Source organism: Sphingobacterium sp. GVS05A (assembly GCF_019969845.1).
Taxonomy (GTDB): domain Bacteria; phylum Bacteroidota; class Bacteroidia; order Sphingobacteriales; family Sphingobacteriaceae; genus Sphingobacterium.
On record NZ_JAHXYR010000003.1, the window covers coordinates 291,982 to 314,558 of the forward strand.

19 protein-coding genes are annotated in these 22,577 nt (G+C 39.9%); 9 read left to right on the forward strand and 10 right to left on the reverse strand.

Annotation, left to right across the window (positions count from 1 at the left end; all coding sequences use genetic code 11):
* Positions 1 to 85 precede the first annotated feature (85 nt).
* The 4 genes from gluP to LC454_RS08950 all read right to left on the reverse strand — a co-directional run bounded on the left by gluP (position 86) and on the right by LC454_RS08950 (position 3,808).
* The gene (gluP, locus tag LC454_RS08935) at positions 86 to 1,378 is read right to left on the reverse strand and encodes a glucose/galactose MFS transporter (protein WP_223581614.1); all 1,293 of its coding nucleotides are present in this window, start codon (positions 1,376 to 1,378) and stop codon (positions 86 to 88) included.
* A gap of 280 nt (positions 1,379 to 1,658) precedes the next feature.
* Positions 1,659 to 2,084, reverse strand: a complete 426-nt coding sequence (locus tag LC454_RS08940) for a hotdog fold thioesterase (protein WP_223581616.1) — start codon at positions 2,082 to 2,084, stop codon at positions 1,659 to 1,661.
* Entirely contained in the window at positions 2,050 to 2,598 is a 549-nt protein-coding gene (locus tag LC454_RS08945) for a DinB family protein (RefSeq protein WP_120260317.1), read from the reverse strand. The genes LC454_RS08940 and LC454_RS08945 overlap by 35 nt, the downstream gene beginning before the upstream one ends.
* Positions 2,579 to 3,808, reverse strand: a complete 1,230-nt coding sequence (locus LC454_RS08950) for a sensor histidine kinase (protein ID WP_223581618.1) — start codon at positions 3,806 to 3,808, stop codon at positions 2,579 to 2,581. The genes LC454_RS08945 and LC454_RS08950 overlap by 20 nt, the downstream gene beginning before the upstream one ends.
* Positions 3,809 to 3,929: 121 nt before the next feature.
* Between LC454_RS08950 and gltX the strand changes: the two genes are divergently transcribed.
* The gene (gene gltX, locus LC454_RS08955) at positions 3,930 to 5,450 is read left to right on the forward strand and encodes a glutamate--tRNA ligase (protein ID WP_223581619.1); all 1,521 of its coding nucleotides are present in this window, start codon (positions 3,930 to 3,932) and stop codon (positions 5,448 to 5,450) included.
* 54 nt (positions 5,451 to 5,504) lie between these two features.
* Here the strand turns inward: gltX and LC454_RS08960 are convergent, their stop codons facing one another.
* Positions 5,505 to 7,082, reverse strand: a complete 1,578-nt coding sequence (locus LC454_RS08960; protein ID WP_223581621.1) for an MFS transporter — start codon at positions 7,080 to 7,082, stop codon at positions 5,505 to 5,507.
* Between the two features lie 6 nt (positions 7,083 to 7,088).
* Positions 7,089 to 8,138 (reverse strand): HlyD family secretion protein, encoded by a 1,050-nt coding sequence (locus LC454_RS08965; protein WP_223581623.1) that lies wholly within the window; start codon positions 8,136 to 8,138, stop codon positions 7,089 to 7,091.
* 284 nt (positions 8,139 to 8,422) lie between these two features.
* Here LC454_RS08965 and LC454_RS08970 point away from each other — a divergent pair, with 284 nt between their 5' ends.
* On the forward strand, positions 8,423 to 9,232 hold the full coding sequence (locus tag LC454_RS08970) for a helix-turn-helix transcriptional regulator (RefSeq protein WP_223581624.1): 810 nt from the start codon (positions 8,423 to 8,425) through the stop codon (positions 9,230 to 9,232).
* A 9-nt stretch (positions 9,233 to 9,241) separates the two neighbouring features.
* Here LC454_RS08970 and LC454_RS08975 read toward each other — a convergent pair whose 3' ends face one another.
* Together LC454_RS08975 and dapF are read right to left on the reverse strand one after the other, a co-directional pair.
* On the reverse strand, positions 9,242 to 12,127 hold the full coding sequence (locus LC454_RS08975) for a DEAD/DEAH box helicase (RefSeq protein ID WP_223581625.1): 2,886 nt from the start codon (positions 12,125 to 12,127) through the stop codon (positions 9,242 to 9,244).
* Between the two features lie 186 nt (positions 12,128 to 12,313).
* A complete protein-coding gene (gene dapF, locus LC454_RS08980; RefSeq protein ID WP_223581626.1) occupies positions 12,314 to 13,093 on the reverse strand; it encodes a diaminopimelate epimerase in 780 nt (259 codons plus the stop codon).
* Between the two features lie 230 nt (positions 13,094 to 13,323).
* On the opposite strand from dapF, the gene LC454_RS08985 reads away from it, so the two are divergent.
* From LC454_RS08985 to LC454_RS09005, 5 genes are all read left to right on the forward strand, one after another.
* Positions 13,324 to 14,880: a Do family serine endopeptidase gene (locus LC454_RS08985; protein ID WP_223581627.1), complete on the forward strand. Its 1,557-nt coding sequence runs from the start codon at positions 13,324 to 13,326 to the stop codon at positions 14,878 to 14,880.
* A 561-nt stretch (positions 14,881 to 15,441) separates the two neighbouring features.
* Positions 15,442 to 15,885, forward strand: coding sequence for a low molecular weight protein-tyrosine-phosphatase (locus LC454_RS08990; protein ID WP_223581628.1), 444 nt, complete (start codon positions 15,442 to 15,444; stop codon positions 15,883 to 15,885).
* 168 nt (positions 15,886 to 16,053) lie between these two features.
* The gene (locus tag LC454_RS08995; RefSeq protein ID WP_223581629.1) at positions 16,054 to 16,401 is read left to right on the forward strand and encodes a hypothetical protein; all 348 of its coding nucleotides are present in this window, start codon (positions 16,054 to 16,056) and stop codon (positions 16,399 to 16,401) included.
* 54 nt (positions 16,402 to 16,455) lie between these two features.
* Positions 16,456 to 17,163, forward strand: coding sequence for a peptidylprolyl isomerase (locus tag LC454_RS09000; protein ID WP_223581630.1), 708 nt, complete (start codon positions 16,456 to 16,458; stop codon positions 17,161 to 17,163).
* A gap of 48 nt (positions 17,164 to 17,211) precedes the next feature.
* A complete protein-coding gene (locus LC454_RS09005) occupies positions 17,212 to 17,979 on the forward strand; it encodes an exodeoxyribonuclease III (RefSeq protein ID WP_223581632.1) in 768 nt (255 codons plus the stop codon).
* Between the two features lie 227 nt (positions 17,980 to 18,206).
* On the opposite strand, the gene LC454_RS09010 is transcribed toward LC454_RS09005, so the two are convergent.
* Together LC454_RS09010 and LC454_RS09015 are read right to left on the reverse strand one after the other, a co-directional pair.
* On the reverse strand, positions 18,207 to 19,268 hold the full coding sequence (locus tag LC454_RS09010) for an Mrp/NBP35 family ATP-binding protein (protein ID WP_223581634.1): 1,062 nt from the start codon (positions 19,266 to 19,268) through the stop codon (positions 18,207 to 18,209).
* Positions 19,269 to 19,349: 81 nt separating this feature from the next.
* Positions 19,350 to 19,514, reverse strand: a complete 165-nt coding sequence (locus tag LC454_RS09015; RefSeq protein WP_223581636.1) for a hypothetical protein — start codon at positions 19,512 to 19,514, stop codon at positions 19,350 to 19,352.
* Between the two features lie 122 nt (positions 19,515 to 19,636).
* Here LC454_RS09015 and LC454_RS09020 point away from each other — a divergent pair, with 122 nt between their 5' ends.
* Positions 19,637 to 21,841, forward strand: a complete 2,205-nt coding sequence (locus LC454_RS09020) for a transglycosylase domain-containing protein (protein ID WP_223581638.1) — start codon at positions 19,637 to 19,639, stop codon at positions 21,839 to 21,841.
* A 154-nt stretch (positions 21,842 to 21,995) separates the two neighbouring features.
* Positions 21,996 to 22,535, forward strand: coding sequence for a phosphoribosyltransferase (locus LC454_RS09025; RefSeq protein WP_223581640.1), 540 nt, complete (start codon positions 21,996 to 21,998; stop codon positions 22,533 to 22,535).
* The last annotated feature ends 42 nt before the right edge of the window (positions 22,536 to 22,577 follow it).

A 22,577-nucleotide genomic window follows, 5' to 3' on the forward strand; every position in this document is an offset into this window, starting at 1 on the left:
CATCACTTAAAAATAGGAAGAATTTCACAAAAAAGGGCATCTATTTTTAGATGCCCTTTCGTTATACCAATATTTTGTTTTGATATTAATTTTCTTTTCCGATTTTGTGCCCTTTTGTGGCAAAAAACAAGATATATAAGTATGCTGGAACCATTGCAAAGAGAAATGCATGTTGAAAATCAACATGTAAAGTGTCTTTCAGATAACCATAGATCAAAGGCCAGATTGCTCCTCCGGCAATACCCATAATCATAATACCAGATCCTGTTTTTGTAAATCGTCCCAGTCCTTTAATTCCTAGTGGGAAAATAGCTGGCCACATCAATGCATTTGCAATACCTAATAGGGCAACAAAGATATAGGACGTCAGACCTGTAGAAAATGCAGAAATTGCAGTGAAGGTAATTCCGACAATTGTACAAATACGCAAAGCTGTCTGTTGCGATACAAATTTTGGAATAGAAATAATACCAATAAAATAACCAACAAGCATGCAGACAAGCGTGAAAGTCGTACCATATTTAACAAAAAATGGCGGAAGAGATAGTAATCTTCCATAAGTTCCGATGATATCGCCTGCCATCACTTCCACTGCTACACAGAAGAAAATAGCGAGAAACCCTAAAAATAGATGTGGAAATTGGAATATACTTGTCTTTTTTGTGCTTGTTACAGCAGCATCATCTGTTGTTTCTTCTTCCTTATTAACATCTACTTCTGGCATTTTTACCGCGAATACGACAATAGCTAGAATCGCAACACCAATGGCTACGCCAATATAAGGACCGTGGAGTCTCTCCGATAATTCAGCTAGTAAAGCATCATGCTCTGCACCCGCTTTCAGTTCTTTGATTTTGCTGGAAATACTGTCGTAATCTTTTAATAAAATGCTTCCCAAAACCACTGGTACTATCATACCGGCTGTTTTATTGAAAATTCCTACAATAGAGATCCTTTGAGCAGCACTTTCTATTGGTCCGATGATACTGAGATATGGATTGATCGCGGTCTGCAATAGCGCCATACCTGAGGCTTGGACAAAGATCGCAACAAGGAAGAGCTGATAGCTTAGGTTTGATGCGGCGGGAATAATGATAAGTGCACCAATAATAATTAAGACCAAACTAGCAACAAGGCCATTTTTAAAACCTATTTTACCTAAAATCCATGAACTCGGCAATGCCAGGAAAAAATAGGCGATATACGAGGCAAAAAGGATTAAAAACGCTTGCGTATCTGTCTCCAAATTGAATGCCAATCGTACAAATGGGATCAAGGCCCCATTGGCCCAGGTGATATACCCCAGAATAAAAAATAATGCACAGCAAATAAGCATAGGAACTATCGCTGTTTTACCCGAATTAGGATTAGTGGTCATTTTTTTAATTATATTTAGTTAAGTTATCGTTCAAGGATTGGAAATCAGTCAAAAAAATAGCTTTAGACAAACGATTGCATGAAATTTTTGTTGATTTTTAAAATATCCATCTTACAAGACTACTTAATTTTCTTGAATATTGGAAATAAATAAAGGGGTATTTTGATAATTATTTGGCAAAAAAAAGAAGAATAAATTGTAAAAATTATCCTTCTTTAGTTGCAAATATTGTTGATTTCGAATTACATGGGATTGATAAATCGAGTTAGCAAACATTAGCTTACTTTGGTACAATAGCTACTGTAAGTCTTGAGATACAATTCAATTTATCGAAGCGATCATACATTTTTATCTCCCAGATGTGGGTTGACCGACCGATATGTATCGGGCTACATTTCGCTGTGATGATTCCACTACTTACTGGGCGGATGTGATTTGCGTTCACTTCGAGTCCTACCCCCCGGTATTTGTCGGGGTCAACCACCAAATTGGACGCAATACTCCCTAAAGATTCTGCCAGGACTACTGAGGCGCCACCATGCAGAATACCGTGGGGTTGTTTCACATTATCTGTGACCGGCATGGTTGCTGTAATACAGTTATCATCTATTTCGGTTGCCCTGATTTCCAATAACCCCGAGAGGTATTTATTGAAAAAGACATTTATTTCCTCAATGCTGTAAGGCTGAAACCAAATTTTTGACATCGTCTGAATTTAAATAACGTTCTTGAATGATAATACGGTGATGATTGAGATGCCCGGCAATCACATATAATAGTGCTTTGACACTCGTGAGCCGCTCTGAGGCCATGCCCTTGCGTTCTAATTCTGCGTCGTTAAAGCTGTTGAACAACATTAGGTTGGCTTTGCGTAGGTAAGTAAATTCCTTACTTAGGCTTTCCAATGTGCGGTCATTGTAACGGGAATATTGAATAAGGTAGTCCTGGTCATATCCTGCGAGCTCTTTGAGATCGTTGCGCGAAAAACGTAATGCACGGTAGGCCATGATACGCTCATTGTCGATGACATGTCCGACGACCTCTTTGATTGTCCATTTATCTTCGGCATATTTGAAATTGCCTCTTTCTTCTGGAATAGCATCCAGAAATGCAGGAAAGGAGAGCGTCTGTTCTTCCAATGCATCTAATACGTTATCGACTACAGTCTCAATATAGGGAGCGTAGACTGCCGGATATTCGTCAGATTTGAGTGGCTTCATATTTTAAGTTGCTTTTTAAGATTATTCGAAATGTTGTTCCTTTACCTATTTCAGATTCTTTAACAAAGATTTGTCCTTGATGATACCGTACCATTCGTTTGGTTAAACTCAGGCCAAGTCCCCAACCTCTTTTGCGTGTTGTAAAACCTGGCTGGAAGACAGATTCAAAATTTAACCTTGGAATTCCTTTGCCCGTATCACTAATGTCTATAAAAATTTCTTCTTTCGCAATATTTTCTGAAATATTAACAGTTATCTTTCCCTCTGTGCCAATAGCATTTACCCCGTTTTTCAATAAATTTTCAATGATCCAATCGAAGAGTGGAATATTGAGTTTGGCCTCCACATGTGTGTCTCCATGTAATTCGAATATAATCTTGTTGCTGGTCCGTATTCGGAAATAATCCATGTAATTTTTGATGACATTATAGAGGTTGTGATTGGTCAACACGGGGGTTGACCCTATTTTCGAAAAACGATCAGCCACGATTTCTAATCTTTTAATATCGTTTTCCATTTCATTGAGCGTATCGTCTTCTTCGGCGTCAAATTTGATCCGAATAAGCTCCAGCCAGCCCATTAACGAAGATATTGGGGTGCCCAGCTGATGGGCGGCTTCTTTTGTCAGTCCCACCCATACTAGATTCTGTTCGGATTTTCGAATAGAATTGAAAACGGTATAAGCAATAATAAGGAAGAGGGCGATCAGCGATAGTTGAACATAGGGGAATACCCGCAATTGTTGCAAAAACCAGGAGTCTTTGTAGTAAACATGCCATTTTTGACCATTTTCCAATTCCAAGGTAATAGGGGGGTGACTCTTCTTCATAAAGGCAAGCTGTTTCTGGAAATAAGCGGGGTCATAATCCAGGTCGTTTGTAACACTGTCGTCATGGATCGGCTTAATATTGGTCTTGGTGGAATCTAGATTGCGCCAGAAAATAATATCGTTTTTATCGTCTGTGATAATTGCCGGCAAATTGAGGCTATCCCTGACAGCGTAGATGAATGTAATGAATTCATCATCGACATCGGGCATAGTCATAATATTTTTGGTGCTCATGGCCCATACTTCGGCTTTTGAGCGTTCGGCGTGAGCAAGATTTCGGACAAGGTAATTGGTATAAACCAATGATGCGATGGCAATGACTGCTGCAAAGATGAGCAAAATAAATTTCCAGCGTTGTTGGCTTATCTGAGAGGGTTTCATGATTCCTTATTAGTGTACTTCTATTGCAAATTAATGAATAAATGTCTGTTTTCTGCACTTTTATTTCACCTTAGAAGTCATCCTGTTATCCAAATCAAAAATTTTGTGGTAATTTTGCGGCATGAGTTCAGAAAGAAGAGTAAGAGTGCGATTTGCACCGAGTCCTACTGGTGGCCTGCACCTTGGAGGCGTACGTACAGCTTTGTTTAATTTTCTCTATGCACGTCAGCATCAGGGAGATTTTATTTTACGTGTCGAGGATACGGATCAAACTCGTTTTGTCCCAGGAGCCGAGGAGTATATCAACGAATGTTTAGCTTGGTGTGGCCTGATTCCGGATGAAAGTCCATTGCAAGGTGGTCAATATGGCCCTTACCGTCAAAGTGAACGAAAACCGTCTTACCGCAAATATGCTGAACAATTGATCGCGAATGGTTACGCCTATTATGCATTTGATACAGCAGAGGAACTAGAGGAGCAACGCAAGCTACAGCCAAACTTTCGTTATAGCCATGAAAATAGGTTGCAATTGCGCAATTCTTTGAGCCTGAGTGAGAGCGAAACTCAACAATTACTAGAAGCGGGAACACCGCATACAATCCGAATAAAGATTCCAACCGAGGAAACGGTGTCCTTCACGGATATGATCCGTGGAAAAGTTGCTTTTGATACCAACCTTGTCGATGATAAGGTTTTGCTTAAAGCCGATGGAATGCCAACATATCACTTAGCCGTGGTCGTGGATGATAAGGCGATGGAGATCTCGCATGTTTTTCGTGGTGAAGAATGGTTGCCTTCTGCGCCGATTCATATCCTATTGTGGGAATACCTAGGATGGGGGGACAGCATGCCACAATGGGCACATCTCCCGTTAATCCTTAAGCCTGACGGTAATGGAAAATTAAGCAAACGTGATGGAGACCGTTTAGGATTCCCTGTGTATGCCATGAACTGGACAGATGCCAAATCTGGTGATACAACCAAAGGGTTCCGCGAGATGGGATTCTTGCCGGAAGCTTTTGTCAATATGCTTGGTGTATTGGGTTGGAATGATGGTACAGAACAGGAATTATTCTCTTTGGAGGAGTTAATCCAGAAATTCAGTGTCGATCGCATCAGCAAAGCCGGAGCAAAATTTGATTTTGAGAAGGCAAAATGGTTCAATCATGAATGGATTAAACGTTCCTCAAGCGATTCTTTATTGCCACAGATCAAGGATGTATTGACTCACCATCAGGTAGCAGCTGAAGAAAGTTATGTAAACCGTGTTTTGGCAGCCGTCAAAGAGCGTTTAACCTTTGTTGAGGATTTCTGGGCCCAAGCTTCTTTCTTTTTTGTGCAGCCCGTTGAATACGATCTGAATGCGGTAAAACCAAAATGGTCTGCTGAAAAGACAGTATTCTTTGAAGATATGATGACATCATTTGAAGGATTTACAGAATGGAAAGCGGCGGAGCTTGAGTCATTCTTTAAAGAAGCAATTCAAAACTCTGGAATGAAGATGGGGGAATTGATGATGCCATTCCGGATTATGCTAGTAGGCGGTAAATTTGGCCCTGATGTATTCCAAATCGTTGAGTTACTTGGTCAACGTGAAGTCATTGAACGTATAAAGAAAGCACTTCAGGAATTTGACGCTTAAACGCTGAAATATATCATTTAAAAAAGCTGTTGACAAATCTTGCAACAGCTTTTTTTATAGGTATGGAATCCGCAACCGCATGAACATTGTTTTAGCTGGGGTAAATAGAAAAATGATCAGCGTGATGAATAATCCCAATATCCCGAGATAGGTAAATATCTCCATATTACTAACCAGAGATGCCTGTTGACTAAGTGTTGCCTGTAGACTTTTGCTGGCGAGATTAGTTGCCAATTGATCGCTGGATGTCCCCGCGTATTTTTCGACCAAAGCGCTCCAATAGGCGCCTGTGATCGGATTGCCCGTATTTAAGTGTTGTTCGATCTGGATGAAATGTTTTTGATTTAAGGTGTAATTGATGTTCTGAATCAGCGCAAAGCCAATATTGGTACTCCAGAATCTAACGGTCGTGCCCATTAAACCTGCATTGCCCGCATGATGTGGAGAAACCCCTGTTATAATATAGATCACAAGTGGTGTAAAGAGCCAGCCTTGTCCGATTCCCTGGATAAATAATGGTAGGCCTATTGCCCAAATCGTGGTATCGGGGTAGAACGTGGGGACAAACAAAAAACACGATATGGTCAAGACCAGGAACCCCAGTCCGAAAATGTATTTCGGTGATACATCGCGCAATAACAGTATGCCTGAGCTACCTACTCCTACTATGGTCCCAAATACATTAATGTATTGGATATCGACGATGTAATGCCAGGGCCATTTCCATACATTAGCCATGACGGTGTAGATATTGTTGAGGCTGCTTCGGATCAAATAAAATAGGAAAAATAGGATAACACCAAAGATAATGTTCTTATAGCTCAAAATTTCAAAATGAAATAGTGGTCGTTTTACGAGATGTTGTTTGATGATAAAAAGCGCACCAAAAATAAGGAAAAGTGCCAGGTTAATCGAGATTGCCTCATTTTCGAACCAATAATTTTTTCGGCCATAAATTAATACATATGCACCACAACTTAACGAAAGCAACAGGAAGAGACAGCTGGCCAGATCCAATTGATGAAGTGGGAATTTTCGGCTTAATCTGTTGTTATTCAAGAGTAGTAAAGCAATCGCGATGACCATCAAATGCCAATAGAGTACAACATGGATCATATCTTCCCAGCCATAATCCATAATACTTTCTTTTAGAAGGGATGTTGTTATGGTGCCGCCTGTCAGCATAAAGGTATACAAGAAGAAATAGGCTATGGTTCGACTTTTGGAATGCCTGATTTGCATCATCAGCAAGGGAAGAAAACAGGCTCCTTCAAGTACACAGAAAATGCCTTCAATCACTCTGAGCACAGCAATGACAAATGGATCTCTAGTCAGGGAGATGGCTAAGAGAATGAGGATGGACACCGTGCAGGTCAAAAGTATATACGTCCTTACCCGAAAGAATGCAAATAGTCGGTGAAATATCAATAGTGCTACAACAATAGCACCATACATCAATGAAAGAAAATACTGTATATCCTCCATTTCGATCGCTAATGTGGAAGCTGTAAAAGCTGTATTAGAATGAAAAAGGGACAGCAACATGAGATGCGGAAACATGGCCAAAATCATCATGGGAAGTTTAATCCATTCGGGTACCCACTTATAATATAAAGATGTATTTGAACTCATGAATGATTAAGATTGGTGAGGGGCATGAACCACGACGTTCATTCCAGCACGTAGTTTTGTCAGGTCCTGTTTTGGTGAAAAGATAATTTTGATCGGTATGCGCTGTTCAATTTTAACGAAGTTTCCGGTTGCGTTATCCTGAGGTATGGCCGAAAATCTAGACCCCGAAGCTGGAGAAAAGGAATGAATGATGCCTTTGAGATGTAAATTTGGAAAGGCATCTACTTGTATATTCACCTCGGTACCTTCGGCGAGATTCGTTAGTTGGGTCTCTCTAAAATTCGCATTTATCCATTTCTCTTCACTGACAACATTGACTAAAGTTTGCCCTTCTTTAACAAATTGCCCGGGTTGGATTGTTCTTTTCCCAACAAAACCGTCGTAGGGTGCTGTTACTATCGTATAGGAAAGGAAGACCTCTGCATTGTTTTTTGCGGCTTTTTTAATATCGATATTTGCCCTGGCAGGTAGCTCGTTGGCTTTTTCTTTACTTGTATTTAATTGTGCAGCGTTGTATTCTTCCTGTATGGCATTGAGTTGCGCCAAAGAAATTTCATATGCTGCCTTGGCATTATCGTATTGTTGTTTGGCCACGGCATCTGCTTCAAACAAATTTTTAAACCGTCTATAATCTTGTTCCGTTTGCCATACACTCACTTTGGCAGCTTCTAATTTTGCTTTTTGGACAGAAATACTATTGGCGGTAACATTTGTGCTTTTGACAATCACTTCGGCATTTCGCTGACTACTTCGAAGTTCGGCATTAGCCATATCTACTTTGGTCTGATACTCGCTGGCATCGATGAGCAATAAGGTGTCACCACGATGTACATATTGATTTTCTTCAAATCTGACTTCTTTCACAAAGCCTGCTATTCGACTTGCAACTGGTGTAACATACTGATCTATCTGAGCATCGTTTGTCGTTACGTGCTGACTAGTAAATAGCAGATGTTTACCCAAAATGCCGATCCCTATGAGCAGCAAGATCGCGGCAAATACAACTAAAACTTTATTAAATCCCTTTGTCTTATCTTTATTTTCTTCTTTACCCATTATTGTTTTTATGAATATTTAATTGCTTTTTCATCCATTCTCCTGGTGATCTACCCGTTAAGGTATGAGTGATTTGCATCCAAGGTTTCAACCAGCAATTTCCAAAATAGGATGACAAATTGTTCATGAATCGAGATTGCCCGGATGCGCTGTATAGGATACTTCTGTAAGCAAGGAGTGAAACTGTGTACAAAGATACTGCTGTGGACGGGAGTTTAGTTTTGTATAGTCGGACGGATATTTGTTCATTTGCGCCAAATTGCAAAAAAATGTAAATTTAAATTATGGAACAGGAACAACTAGCGGCTATTGATGACGATCAATACGACTTTTATGTATGTCATACACATGTAGATCGGATTGATCCCCGTGAATATATACATCGGAAAGCACGATTACTTTATGCGGATGGTGGTATTATACATATATTTACTGCCACGAAACATTGGTATTTGCCGGGTCGGTTTTACATGTGGATTCCCGCCAATACTGCTTATCATTTGGAAAGTTCCAGTTCTTCTATTCACTTGTATAGCTTTTACTTTAAAGAACAAGAGGGAACTCACCCCGTCCTTTTGGATCCCAATATATTTTTAAGCAACGACCTGATGCGAGAGATGTTCTTATTTGCGAGGGATTGGGAAGGGGGAATCAGTAGAAAGACCCGCTACTCAAGGTATTGTTTGCTACGGGCGATGATGGCTATTATTCCGGAGATGAGTCGGCCGATAGATGCATTTCCTATGCAACATCCTTATCCTAAAAGCGAAAAGCTTCGGCGTGTCGCTCGATATTTAAACATGTATATTGATCAAGCCTTTAGTATCGAACAGGTGGCGGCGCAGTTTGGAATGAGCAGTAGATCCCTTTCACGACTTTTTAAGGAAGACATGGGCATCAGCTATATCCGGTTTTTAAGAGCTATACGCATTGCAAAAGCCTTGGAGCTGATGGCTGAAAATTCCTATTCTATCCTAGAAATCGCTATGCGGATTGGCTACAACGAATTATCATCTTTCAGTAATATCTTTACGCGTGTAACGGGTATTCGTCCTTCGGTTTATATGTCGAAAATTAATGAATACAAGAATTGATTGCTTTTTTTATGCCAAAAGCTCGTGCAAATCTTCCTGAGAAAGCGATTTTATAAAACTTTCTTCTGTTGTAATGAGGCTTTGTGCAATGGATTTCTTGCGGTTCTGCAGCGCCAATATTTTCTCTTCTACGGTGTCCTTACTGATAAATTTATAGATAAATACATTCCGTGTCTGTCCAATACGATGTGAACGGTCTACGGCTTGTTGTTCTACCGCAGGATTCCACCATGGATCTAGTATAAAGACATAATCCGCTTCAATCAGGTTGAGCCCTACGCCACCGGCTTTGATTGATATTAAGAACAACTTGGTGTTATTGTTTTTGCGGAATTGGCTCACCGCTTCGTCGCGGTTTTTGGTACCTCCGTCCAGGTAGGCATAGTTTGTCCCTTTCTTATCAAAATATTGCCTGAAGATATTGAGCTGTTTGACAAACTGGGAGAAAATAAGAACCTTATTTCCTCGCTGCATCACCATTTCAAGGGTCTCTATGACGGCGTCAAATTTTCCCGAATCACCCAAAAAGTCCTCGTCGACCATTCTAGGGTGATTGGCTAGCTGACGAAGCTTAGTCAGTCCCTGTAATAGTGCAATTTGCGTTGATTTTGGTTTGTTGTCCAATTGTCCATCAAGAATGGCATTGCGATACTCAGATTTGACCTTCTCATAAAGTTCCGATTGTTTATCGGTCATTTCACAATAGAGCACTTGTTCTGTTTTGGGCGGCAGTTCCTTTGCGACCTGATCTTTTGTACGTCTTAGAATGAAAGGTTTGACAATCGCCTGAAGGCGTTGTGCTTTTTCTTCATCCTTTTTCTTTTCAATGGGCTGTACAAACTCTTTTTGAAAGTAGGTGTAACTTCCCAATAAACCGGGATTAGTAAAGTGCATTTGTGCCCAAAGATCGGAAACAGAGTTTTCTACCGGTGTTCCGCTTAAAGCCAGTTTATTTTTGCTCTTCAGACTTTTTATGGCTTTAAAGGATTTTGATGTCGGATTTTTAATATTCTGGCTTTCATCCAAGATGATATAATTAAAATAGAAGCTATTCAATATATCTTCATCAATACGTGCAATGCCGTAGGTGGTGATAATTAGATCGTATTTGGAGAACAGTGAGGCATCTTTGATGCGATTGTTTCCCGTGTGCAGATGGATTTTGAGCTGGGGAGCAAATTGATGTGCTTCTTTCTGCCAGTTGTAAACAAGTGACGTCGGTAATACCAGGAGTGATGTATGTATTTCCTGCTGATCGACAATCTGTTCTTTTTGTTGTTGTAATAGGGCTAAGGTTTGTATGGTTTTACCCAATCCCATATCATCTGCGAGACAGCCGCCAAATTTATATTGTTTCAGAAAGTTGAACCAGTTATATCCTGCTTTCTGATAAGGCCGGAGATTACCTTTGAAGTGCTTTGGCTCCGGAATATCTTCAATTTCTTCAAATGTAGCAAGATTTTGTAATTTACGACTGAAAACCAATTTGGTGTGTTCGCTAATCTCAAAGAGCAGGCCGATATGAACTTTGTTTAATTTAAGCTCATGTCTGTCGGCAGAAAACTGAAAGAGGTGATTGTATTGTGCAAACCATTCTTCGGGGATCATGGCGATTTCACCATTTGGCAGGGTAAATTCTTTGATATTGTTTAGAATATGATTTCTTAACTGAATAAAAGGAATTTCGTAAGGGCCGAATTTAGCGATAGCGCTGATATCGAACCAGTCATTATCCTCATCAATAGCGATGTCCAATGAGGTATGTCCGATGAAAAAGCGTTTTTGTTCACTGTTTTGTATAATTTGAACTCCCAGGGCCTTTATTTGTTCCTGATGATTATTTATCCAATCAAATATTGAAATGCGTTTTCCGGATTGAATAGATGGCGCAAGTAATCCAAGTTGGCGATCCAGATCCTCTAGGCCTAGGGCTTTAAGATTCTCCTGTTGTTGTTCCTCCCATTGTAAAGATCGTTTGACCCGATGAAAGATATACTGGTCTTTATCCTCATTATACTTCATTCGGACGGTAACTTTATTTTCCGCTCCCGCGGTAAATGTGTGGGGACCATATTTGAATTGCAGCTGTAATTGCGAAGCTCCATCTTCTACGTAGATCAGATGAAGTAACGGGATTGCTTGGTGCTGATGTGTCTGTATTTCAAAGCCCTCGGCATAAACATGGTAGCGTTCGATCAATCCACAGACAAAAGTTTCAAAATATTTTTTTTCGGTACTTCTTCCAACGGAAATATATCGTTTATTTAGAAAGGGACTCAATTTTTTTCCTTCCAGGGCCTGATCAAAATAGTATAGTGTATTGTTTAAAATTAGCCATGCCTGTGCATTGGTTAATACAATGGCATTTTTAAACATGAACTCCAAGCGTTGGTTTTCGTATTTTATGGTTGGAAAGTAACGTGTTTCTTCTTCGGTTCGGCGAAAGTGAAATAAGATAGAGGCCGCTGATGTTGCGCGTTTAATTTCCTGATCTGCTGGATAACCATCTTTACTCATCATGAAAAGCGGTTTATCTCCGATAGACTCAAAGAATTGAATCATCTTTTCATCAATCTTTGGGCGCAATAGGTCATAGAGTTTTTTGTCAAAAACTTTAGAGAAAAAGTCTACGGGTCTGATTGCTTTTTTATAGTATTTTTTGATGAGATTTGTCTGTTCGATATCGTCGAGCAGTCGGATGAGCTTGTAGTCTACCTCATCCAATTCTGCAGCATAGGCATCTACAGTATTGCTAAATATACGTTGATATCGTAGTGAATAAGTCCCATTGGGATTGAGTTTGACCATGTGTGGCTCAATGAGATAGCCAAGATAGGGATGCTCACAGATAGAATAAACGATTTTATATACTGGAAATGACTTTGACTGTTGCATTAAAAATAGCGGACCTTGTAAATAAAGGTATCTAATATACAATAAAATATACCATTAATCACAATTTGCCAGACGAAAATTAAAAAAATATAGCTAACGGAAGTTGTGTGTAAAAGTTCAGGTAAATATATAGAGAGCCTATTCATACACTTGAACGTATCAATGGACAATATCTCTATCTAATGACTAAAAAATGCCTTCAAAAACAAATTGTGCTGGGCCTTTGAGGAAGACATCTGTAAAATTGTGTCCGTCTTTATGAAAGGAGACATAGAGTTGGCCGCCCAATACGCGAATTGGAATATTGATATTGCCTTGAAGATCTGCTTGTAGCGCTACTGCCATCGCTGCTGCAGTAGCACCTGTGCCACAGGCATAAGTTTCGTCTTCTACACCGCGCTCAAATGTACGGAGGAAATAACCATCTTCTTCTTTTTCTATAAAATTGACGTTAATACCTTCTTTGGCATAGGTCGCGTTATTGCGGATCGAGAAGCCGTCCTGAAAAACATTTTTCTCTTTCAGGTTTGTAACGAAGGAAACATAATGGGGAGAGCCGGTCTGCAAGACATAAGCATCGCCGTCGCGACCAAATTCGCTGACATCAATCATTTGTAGGTTGACAAGATCGTTCGATAAAGAGGCATGATGTATTCCATCTACTGCCAAAAAGGCAGTACTGTCAGTAATGATACCCAGGTCATGTGCAAATGCCACGATACAGCGTCCGCCATTGCCACACATGCTGCCCTCACGTCCATCTGCATTATAATAGATCATCTCAAAGTCGTAATTTTCTTTGCTTTGGAGCAGCATAAGACCATCTGCACCAATACCAAATCTGCGGTCACAAAGACTTTTGACCAGTGCTTCATCTGCACGGTTGAATGAATTATTGCGATTGTCCACTAAAATGAAATCATTTCCCGCTCCCTGATATTTTGAAAATCTTACTTTCGATGCCATTATGTTGATTTGTAGTAACAAAAATACGTTTTTTTGTTACAAAAAACCGCTAGAAAGTTAAGATTTGTTAAAATTATTGCATTTGTCTAGCAATTAACATTTTTTAACGTGTCGGATTTTCCGAAGGCCTTGAAATGGTATTACATTTGAACATATCCGAATAAAATCGGTAATTTTAAGAGCAAAAATTATCAGCTTATATTAAGACAATTTAAAATATAGATAAGTTTATGAATAAGGTCGGTTTAACGCTATTAACAGCTGTTTTCGGTGGAGCAGTAGCATTAGGTGGTTACAAGCTTATTGAGAATAAAAAACTCGATGGTATGTCATTCGAAGACAAACAGAAAGTTTATTTTGCCAATAATCCTACAGGTGTGATGTCTTCCACAGGCAATCCTGATTTTACCCAGGCTTCGGCTGCGGTAGCTCCAGGTGTGGTACATATTAAGACAACATATAGTAGAAAGGGTTCCCAACAATCGCAGGGTTCTCCTTTTGATATGTTTGAAGAATTTTTTGGTATGCCGCAGGGTGGTGGACGCCGTCAGATGCAGGCACAGCCAGTACAAGCATCGGGATCGGGTGTTATTATTTCGGATGACGGTTACATCGTTACTAATAACCACGTGGTAGAGGATGCGGATAAGATCGAGGTGGTACTGACAGACAAACGTACGTTTGAAGCAAAATTGATCGGACGTGATCCCAATACGGATATTGCATTATTGAAAGTTGCAGGCAAAGGTCTTCCTGTTGTAAAAATGGGTAATTCGGATAATGTCAATGTAGGTGAATGGGTATTGGCCTTTGGTTACCCACTTGGTTTACAGTCTACGGTGACAGCGGGTATCGTCAGTGCAACAGGTCGCGATATTGGTATCTTAAGAGAGGGACAACAGCAACGTGGTAATCCTTTTGGGGGTGGTGCAGAGCAGCCACTTGCAAGCTCGGCTATCGAATCTTTTATACAGACAGATGCCGTAATCAACAAAGGGAATAGTGGTGGAGCATTAACAAATGCTTCGGGTGAATTAATAGGTATCAACTCAGCAATTGCGTCACCAACGGGGGTATATGCCGGTTACGGATTTGCGATTCCAGTTAATTTGGTGAAAAAAATTGCGGATGATTTTGTTGAATTTGGTAATGTAAAACGTGGTTATATTGGTGTTAGTTATGTGCCTATAACCTCAGAATTGGCCAAAGAAAAAGGTATTACAGAGATTAATGGTTTATATGTGGAGGATGCGGTCACTGGTGGAGCCGCTGAAGCTGCAGGTATTAAAAAAGGAGATATCTTAACGAAGATCAATGGTAAGGTGATTACGGGTTCTCCTGTATTAAGTGAAACTATCGGCCGTCTACGTCCGGGTGATAAAGTGAATATTACCTACAAACGTGAGGGTAAGGAAAAACAGGTTTCTTTGACATTGAAAGGTGAAGAATCGCTTAAATCAGCTTCTGGCGCGAGTGGAAAAGCTTCGAAAAGCGCAACTGAAATCTACAACAAATTAGGAGCAAGCTTTATTCCTGCCTCTGCAGCGAAGAAAAAAGAATTGGGTGTAAACTCCGGTGTTGTGGTGACACAAGTAAACCGTGGTGGTATATTTGATTACTTCGGTGTCGAAAGAGGCTTAGTAATTACAGAGATCAATGGAAAAGCTGTCAATAGTGTTGATGATGTAGAATCTGCATTGGGTGCCACTCAGCGTAATATTGTACGCTTAAAAGGTGTGTCTCCGCAAGGTGGTGCAGTTCAACTCAGCTTCCCAGTGGAATATTAAAAATTGAATTAAGAATTGGTTGATTAATATAGTTTAGGTGGTTCTAACCGTAAGGTTAGACCACCTTTTTTATTAAAGGGTATCGTTTGTTTTAAGGGCGAGCAAGATCTTTAAATATTTGATGCATTTGTCACGGGAAAATAATCCCCACTAGGATATGGTCACTGAGATTTTGGTACATGATATCATCGCCTATTGTGCGCACTTTCATAAACCTTTGTGTGAATGCCGTGGATGCATGAAAATTTAGTCTAAAATGCCGGAATTTTGGGAATCGTCTGGATGCTCCAATTGTAACCGGAAAGTACGATTTCATCAGGGTTGTTTCTTTAATAGTTTAAGTTTAGTTATTTTGCGCAATAATGTTGAGATAGACTGTTCCCGCTTTGAAAAATGAGCTGTAACATGTTTATGATTTATAGTTACATAATTATACCCATGGAAGTTTAGAGGGCCTTTCGGAAGTCAATAACATACGATCTGTCCAAATGTTGATAGCAATTGAGATAGTCGATTTATCGTATTGTTCTTTAGGTTACATGGTTTAAAAAAAGTATTTCGATGAAAATTTTAATGGTCTGTTTGGGAAATATCTGTCGTTCGCCATTGGCACATGGGATATTGAAGCAAAAAGTAAAAGATAAACAATTAAACTGGGTAGTAGAATCTGCAGGTACAGGTGACTGGCATATTGCTGAGGCGCCCGACCGAAGGGCAATTGCGATTGCAAAGAAATATGGGGTCGATATATCCGGACAACGGGCAAGACATTTCCACCCTGCATTTTTTAATGAATATGATCTTATTTTTGTCATGGACCGTCAGAATTTTGCGGATGTCTGTGCACAGGCGGAAAACAAAGATGATTTGGAGAAGGTACAATTGTTTTTAGATGATGATATCGTTCCTGATCCGTATTTTGATGACAATTTGTTTGACCCCGTTTTTCAAATGATTGACAAGCGTTGTACGGAGGTTATCGCGAAGGTGTCACCCTTCTCGTAAATGACATTGATATTATCTGAATATCGTGAATTAATTCCTAATTTTCGATGGTTAAAAATTCCAAAAGGAGAGGAAGACTTTTGGAGATCTCGGTGAATAATGTTTTAGAAAAGGATAATATCATAAGCCTACGCAGGTGAATTTGTCTTTTTTGTTTAAAGAAAAAAAATGAAAGCAGCAGAAGTAAACAAGAAGTGGAGCACCTTGCAGGGTGAAATAGCTTCTTTATTTGATATGGAAAAACCTGACATCAAGGTGTGTTTATTCCTTATTGGTGTGCAGGAATTGGGAAAAGGTCCACAGAATTTCTCAAAGCGACAAAAAGAGGAGTTGATGCATATCGCTACATGTCGCTTGTTCAGTGCAATGGGATTCTATACCCTAAAGGGGCTGGATGAAGAAGGGTGGCCACACTGGGAGCTGATAAAACCCATTCCTAACTACACCTTATTGGAGCAGGAACTTATTATGAAGTCCTTGATTATTGATTATTTTGAAGAGTTAAACGTCATCTAAAGTATGAGATTTTTAAAAGTTTGTTTAGTAACAGTATTTTGTTTTTTGCAGATCATGGCATTTGCAGCTAAACCGGAGTATAAATATGTTCAGATTGTTACCGACAAGGGAATCTGTGTATTACGCTTGTATAATGCAACACCAAAACATCGGGATAACTTTGTGAAATTAGCAAAAAGCAAATATTATGATGCGACCCTGTTCCATCGGGTTATTCAGAATTTTATGATACAGGGTGGTGACCCAGATTCAAGAAATGCGGTTGGTGGAGCTCAGCTAGGCAACGGAGGTCCCGGTTATACCATTCCTTCGGAAATCCAGGATGGACTATTCCACAAGAAGGGGACAATAGGTGCCGCCCGGGACAATAACCCTGCGAAAGCATCTTCTGGATCTCAATTCTACCTTGTTCAGGGCAAAGTATTCACCCCTGAAGATCTCAGCCGATTAGAACAGACACGGATGAACGGAAAGAAATTTTCTGAAGCACAACGTCAGGCCTATACAACAGTAGGCGGAGCTCCACATCTGGACTGGAACTATACGGTATTTGGTGAATTGGTTCAGGGAATAGAAATTATCGACCAGATTGCGGCGGTGAAGACCGACAAACATGATCGACCGGAAGTAGATCAAAAAATGAGCATGCACGTGTTGACCAGACGTGAAGCACTTAATCTGGAACGCGAGCTGAAAGGCCTGAAGCCTCAAACAGGTTTCTTTACCAAAATAGGTGATCTATTCTCATCTAAAGATTATTAAAAGGTGTAAAGTTTCAAATCTAATATCTCAATACTCATATCTAAACAAATGAAAATAGTAACCTATAATGTGAATGGTTTGCGGGCCGCTTTAAAGAAAGATTGGTTAGGCTGGTTGAAAAATGTGAATGCAGATGTCATATGTCTTCAAGAGATTAAAGCCACTCCTGATCAAATTCCGGAAGTTGCTTTGCTGGAAGAAATGGGTTATGAGCATTACTGGTATCCGGCACAGAAAAAGGGATATAGTGGCGTGGCCATCTTCAGTAAAATTACTCCTACACATGTCGAATATGGTTGTGGTCATGAAGATTATGATTTTGAAGGCCGTATCATTCGTGCTGATTTTGATAAAGTGTCAGTGATGAGTACTTATTTCCCTTCCGGAACAACAGGAGATGTTCGACAGGATTTTAAATATCGTTTTTTGGATGATTTCCAGTTATATAGCAATAAATTGTTAGTTGAAAAGCCTAATTTGGTTGTATGTGGTGACTATAATATCTGTCATCGCGCTATTGATATCCATAATCCAAAATCGAATGCAAACTCTTCAGGATTTTTGCCGGAAGAACGCGAATGGATGGAAAACTTTATCAATTCGGGATACATTGACTCTTTCCGTCATTTGAATCCGGAACCGCATAACTATACCTGGTGGAGCTATCGTGCTGGTGCACGTTCCAGAAATTTGGGTTGGCGCATCGATTATAATATGGTGTCAAAACCGTTAGAGGCGCAGATCAGATCTTCACAGATTTTAGCAAATGCGGTTCATTCGGACCATTGCCCGGTTCTGTTGGAACTGGATGTGTAGATAAGAGTGACCTCGCAAAAAAGATATGTTGTCTAGAAAATAAAAGAGAAGCCCCTAAGTATTGGATATTTGAAAAGCGGTGGCGGGGGATATGAATGAATTTAAAGAAAAACAGGGGTAGCCGAACATTTTCGGATACCCCTGTTTTTATGGAAGTGGTATGTTGATCAATCCATTAAATGGAGTTCGACTGTTTAGTCGGTCCGGTGTCTCAATAGCTGTTATATTTAAATCTGACTATGGATGATGGAGAGTTGTTGCGCAACCTTCTCCGCAATCGTCAGGAATGATTTTGTTACAGGATCTTCTTGATCTATTGCGACAGGGAAACCGTTGTCTCCGGCATCAGAAATCCCTTTAAGCAATGGTATTTCGCCAAGGAATGGTACTTTATATTCTTCGGCTAAACGTTTTCCACCATCTTTACCAAAGATATAGTATTTGTTATCAGGTAGTTCTGCCGGTGTAAAATAAGCCATATTTTCAACCACTCCCAAGAGCGGAATATTGATACTGTCCATTAAAAACATGCCGATTCCTTTGACAGCATCGGCTAGCGCTACCTGCTGCGGTGTGGTGACAATAACTGCTCCGGCGATTGGGAAAGTCTGTGATACCGTGATATGGATGTCACCGGTTCCCGGTGGCATATCGACAACAAGATAATCCAGTTCACCCCAATTGGCATCATTGAAAAGTTGTTTGATGGCCGAGGTGGTCATTGGGCCACGCCATGGAATAGGTTGGTTGGGATCCGTAAAGAAACCAATTGAAAGTAGTTTTAGACCAAATTTTTCAAGTGGTTCAATTTTAACCTGGCCATCAGGCATCTCAACAGATCCGGGTTTGGCTCCTTCCAATCCGAACATCATCGGTAGTGATGGACCATAGATATCGGCGTCCAATAGACCTGTTTTTGCTCCCTTGGAATGAAGTGCAAGTGCCAAGTTCGCAGCGACTGTTGATTTTCCAACACCGCCCTTACCTGATGAAACCAGAATGATGTTTTTAATCCCTGAAACCTGAGCGCCCTGTTTACCGACCACATTGGAAGTCATGTTGATCTGAACTTCAAGATTTTTATCAATAAAATGTGCTATGGCGTTGCGGCAAGCATGCTCTATATGGTCTTTTAGTGGACAGGCGGGGGTAGTCAATATGACATCGAAGGCAATTTTTTGGTCTTCGATCTGAATATTTTGAATCATATTCAATGTTACAAGATCCTTTTTTAGATCAGGCTCTTCAACATAGGATAATGCATTTAATACTTGTTCTTTGGTAACCATCTATTATTCATTTGAAATCATGGAATACAAAACTACTCATTGCCGATCAATTTCATGTCATTTGTTTGTTTTTAATGGAATTTAGATCGTTGTAACTGTTCCCTGTTTATGATGTAGGGGTTGTCCAAAAACACTGAACAAATCCTTGACAACTCTATAGCGTGGTATAGTGAATGCGCTGGGATAACTTTTGACGGAGATAGTTTTTATATTGGCCAGAAAATCGCCTGATAATCTTGTCTTCATTCTAATTGGGGTTTTAAATAAGCTGTGCTTCGGATGGTTTCCGGGTAATTATAATTGTATATAAAGGCAAATTTATCTAAGTTTGACTATTGATATGCATGGATTTGCATGAAATTGTAATTATGTCCAATCGATTTATAACAACACTGAAGTCCCGCAAGTGGCGATGGCTTTACATTACTTTGGCTGTTTTCTTGATTTTGGTAATCGCAGCAGGTACTTATGCTTACCAAAAGAGAGACGGGATGCTCATGGGGGCAATCAATAAAGCAAAAGCTAAGCTGTTGGAAAAGTATGATATGGATTTGAAAATTCAATATTATGCTTTTCAGGGAATTAATGCAGTGCAGTTTAAAAATATACAGTTGTTACCTAAAAATAGGGAGCCGCTGGCACAGATTAATGATCTGACTGTATCTGTTAAATTATGGCCCCTTTTATTCGGTGATGTAAAGCTTGGGGAGGTTATTCTGGACAATGCAACAGTGTCTTTGGTCAAGAAAGATTCCATTAGCAACTACGATTTCCTGTTTAAGAAACAAAAGAAGGATACAGTCGAGAATGATAATCCGAAGCAGAATTTGGCTGCTTTGGCGGACCGTCTACTAAAGAATGTATTCTTTAAAATCCCAAATGATCTAGATCTTAAAAATCTTGAGCTTTCTTATAAGGACGACAGTACTTCACAACGTATTGTCATACCTTCTGCTGTCATTGACGGTGGCGATATGGAATCTAAGTTTTTGCTAAATGATCATGAGGCTGCCTGGAACCTAACAGGGACAATAGATTCGGATAATCAGGAATGTGATCTGCGTCTTTTTTCGGATAAGAGGGAGGTGAATCTCCCACTATTGCGGCGCAAATTCGGTCTGGCTGTTAGTTTTGATGAGATATCCTTTCGATTGGACAAGGCCAACCGACGTAATAAGGAGCTGTTGGAGTTACATGGGCAATGGGGCTTTAAAAACCTGAAGGTAAATCATTGGCGTATCTCTAGTAAAGACGTTATTTTCCCCGAAGCGACGATGCAGGGGGCACTCAATATCGGAGCTTCTTCCATTGAAGTCAGTAAGGAGAGTACAGTACAGGTAAAAGATTTTGTTTTTTCTCCATACATAAAATATGTACATAAACCTGAAAAAGAGGTTTTTTTGGCTATTCACACAGATAAAATCAAGGCACAAGACTTTTTTGATGCGATGCCAGTTGGGTTGTTTCCAGGGGTGGACGGAATTCAGGTTGAGGGGCATATTCAATACGATCTAAATTTCGCTTTAGAATTAAAAAGGCCGGATAAGCTTCTCTTTTCGTCAAAAATGGATGATAAAGATCTGCAAGTCGTGAAATGGGGCGAGGCTAACATTGGGATGCTAAATACGCCTTTTACGTATACAGCTTATGAGGATGGTAAACCGATGCGTGAGATTGTGGTTGGTCCGCAAAATCCGAATTTTACACCATTGGATCAGATCTCCCGTTACATGCAGATTAGTCTGATCAACACCGAAGATCCTTTTTTCTTCAAGCATAAGGGCTTTGAAGAAAAGGCTTTCAAACTCTCTATTGTCACGAATATCAAAGAAAAAGGCTTTAAGCGGGGTGCAAGTACCATATCGATGCAATTGGTGAAGAATGTATTTCTAAACCGTAATAAGACTGTCGTTCGGAAACTTGAGGAGATCCTATTGGTTTGGCTAATGGAGCGTTCGCAGCAGGTAAGTAAAAAGCGGATGTATGAGGTTTATCTCAATGTTATCGAGTGGGGTAATAATGTCTATGGGATTACTGAAGCCGCACGCTACTATTTTGGAAAAACTCCTGCGCAACTCGGACTTGGAGAAAGTATATTTTTGTCCAGTATCGTACCGCGTCCGAAGAAAGGACTTAACTTTTTTGACTGGACTGGACATCTTAAGGGAAATATGTTGCGCTATTTTAATACCTATGGCCATATCATGACTAAAACAGGGCAGATAGGTGTTGATTCGACCACAGTAGCTTATGGTTTCTACGAAGTCGTCTTGCAGCCACATTTGCGTGCCGCTAGACCTGCAGTTGTAGATTCGATAGACACATTGGATATGGGAGATGATCCATTGTTATTCGATGATCTTGGGAGCGGAGGAGCAACTGATAATTTAGAAGGGGTTTCCCTTCCTAAAACCATAAAAAAGATGTCTCATCCTGAAAAACAGGACGAGGAAACAGCTGAACCAGAAAAACATAAGCGGTCTATTTTCGATAAAATCCTAGGCCGTAACAAGGAAGAAAAGGAAAAAACGGAGGACGAGACAACTAAGTACCCTAAAAAAGTACAAAAGTAGCCTGGTAAACTAGGTTTATAAATTAGTAGTTTTCATATTGAAAAAACTGTTGATTTGTTATCATCGGGGGTGGGTTAAAAAATTTAGCGTGCTCAATATTTTGGAAAATCTGTCTGGAAAAAGGAAATGATACCGATAAAAATAATATAATGGAATGAAAAAAATAGAAATTGACGGATTGCTTTTTGAGCCCCTTTTTGAAGAAGAACAGATTCAGAAAAGGGTACGTTTGATGGGGATAGACATTAGTCTACGATATGAACATAAGCAACCTGTTTTTATAGGCGTGTTGAATGGTTGTTTTATGTTTATGGCAGATCTGCTTAAACAAATTGAAGTTCCCTGTGAGATGTCTTTTATTAAATTGGCCTCTTATATCGGTACTGGTCAATCTGAATTGAATGAGCTTTTGGGTTTAGGTATTGATTTAGAGGGGCGTGATGTGATTATCGTGGAAGATATTGTAGACTCCGGACATTCGCTGAAACATACATTGGATGCCGTGAAACGGTTAAATCCAGCCAGCGTCATCGCATGTGCACTTCTGGTTAAGCCTGAAGCACTGCAATATCATTTTGAAGAGCTGACCTATGTTGGTTTTGAGATTAGTAAGGAGTTTGTTGTGGGGTATGGGATGGATTTTAATGGTCTATGCCGCAACTTACCTGATATTTATAAAAACGTCGTGGTCTGATGCTACCAGAGATAATGATATTTTACTTGTGAAATTGTGCGC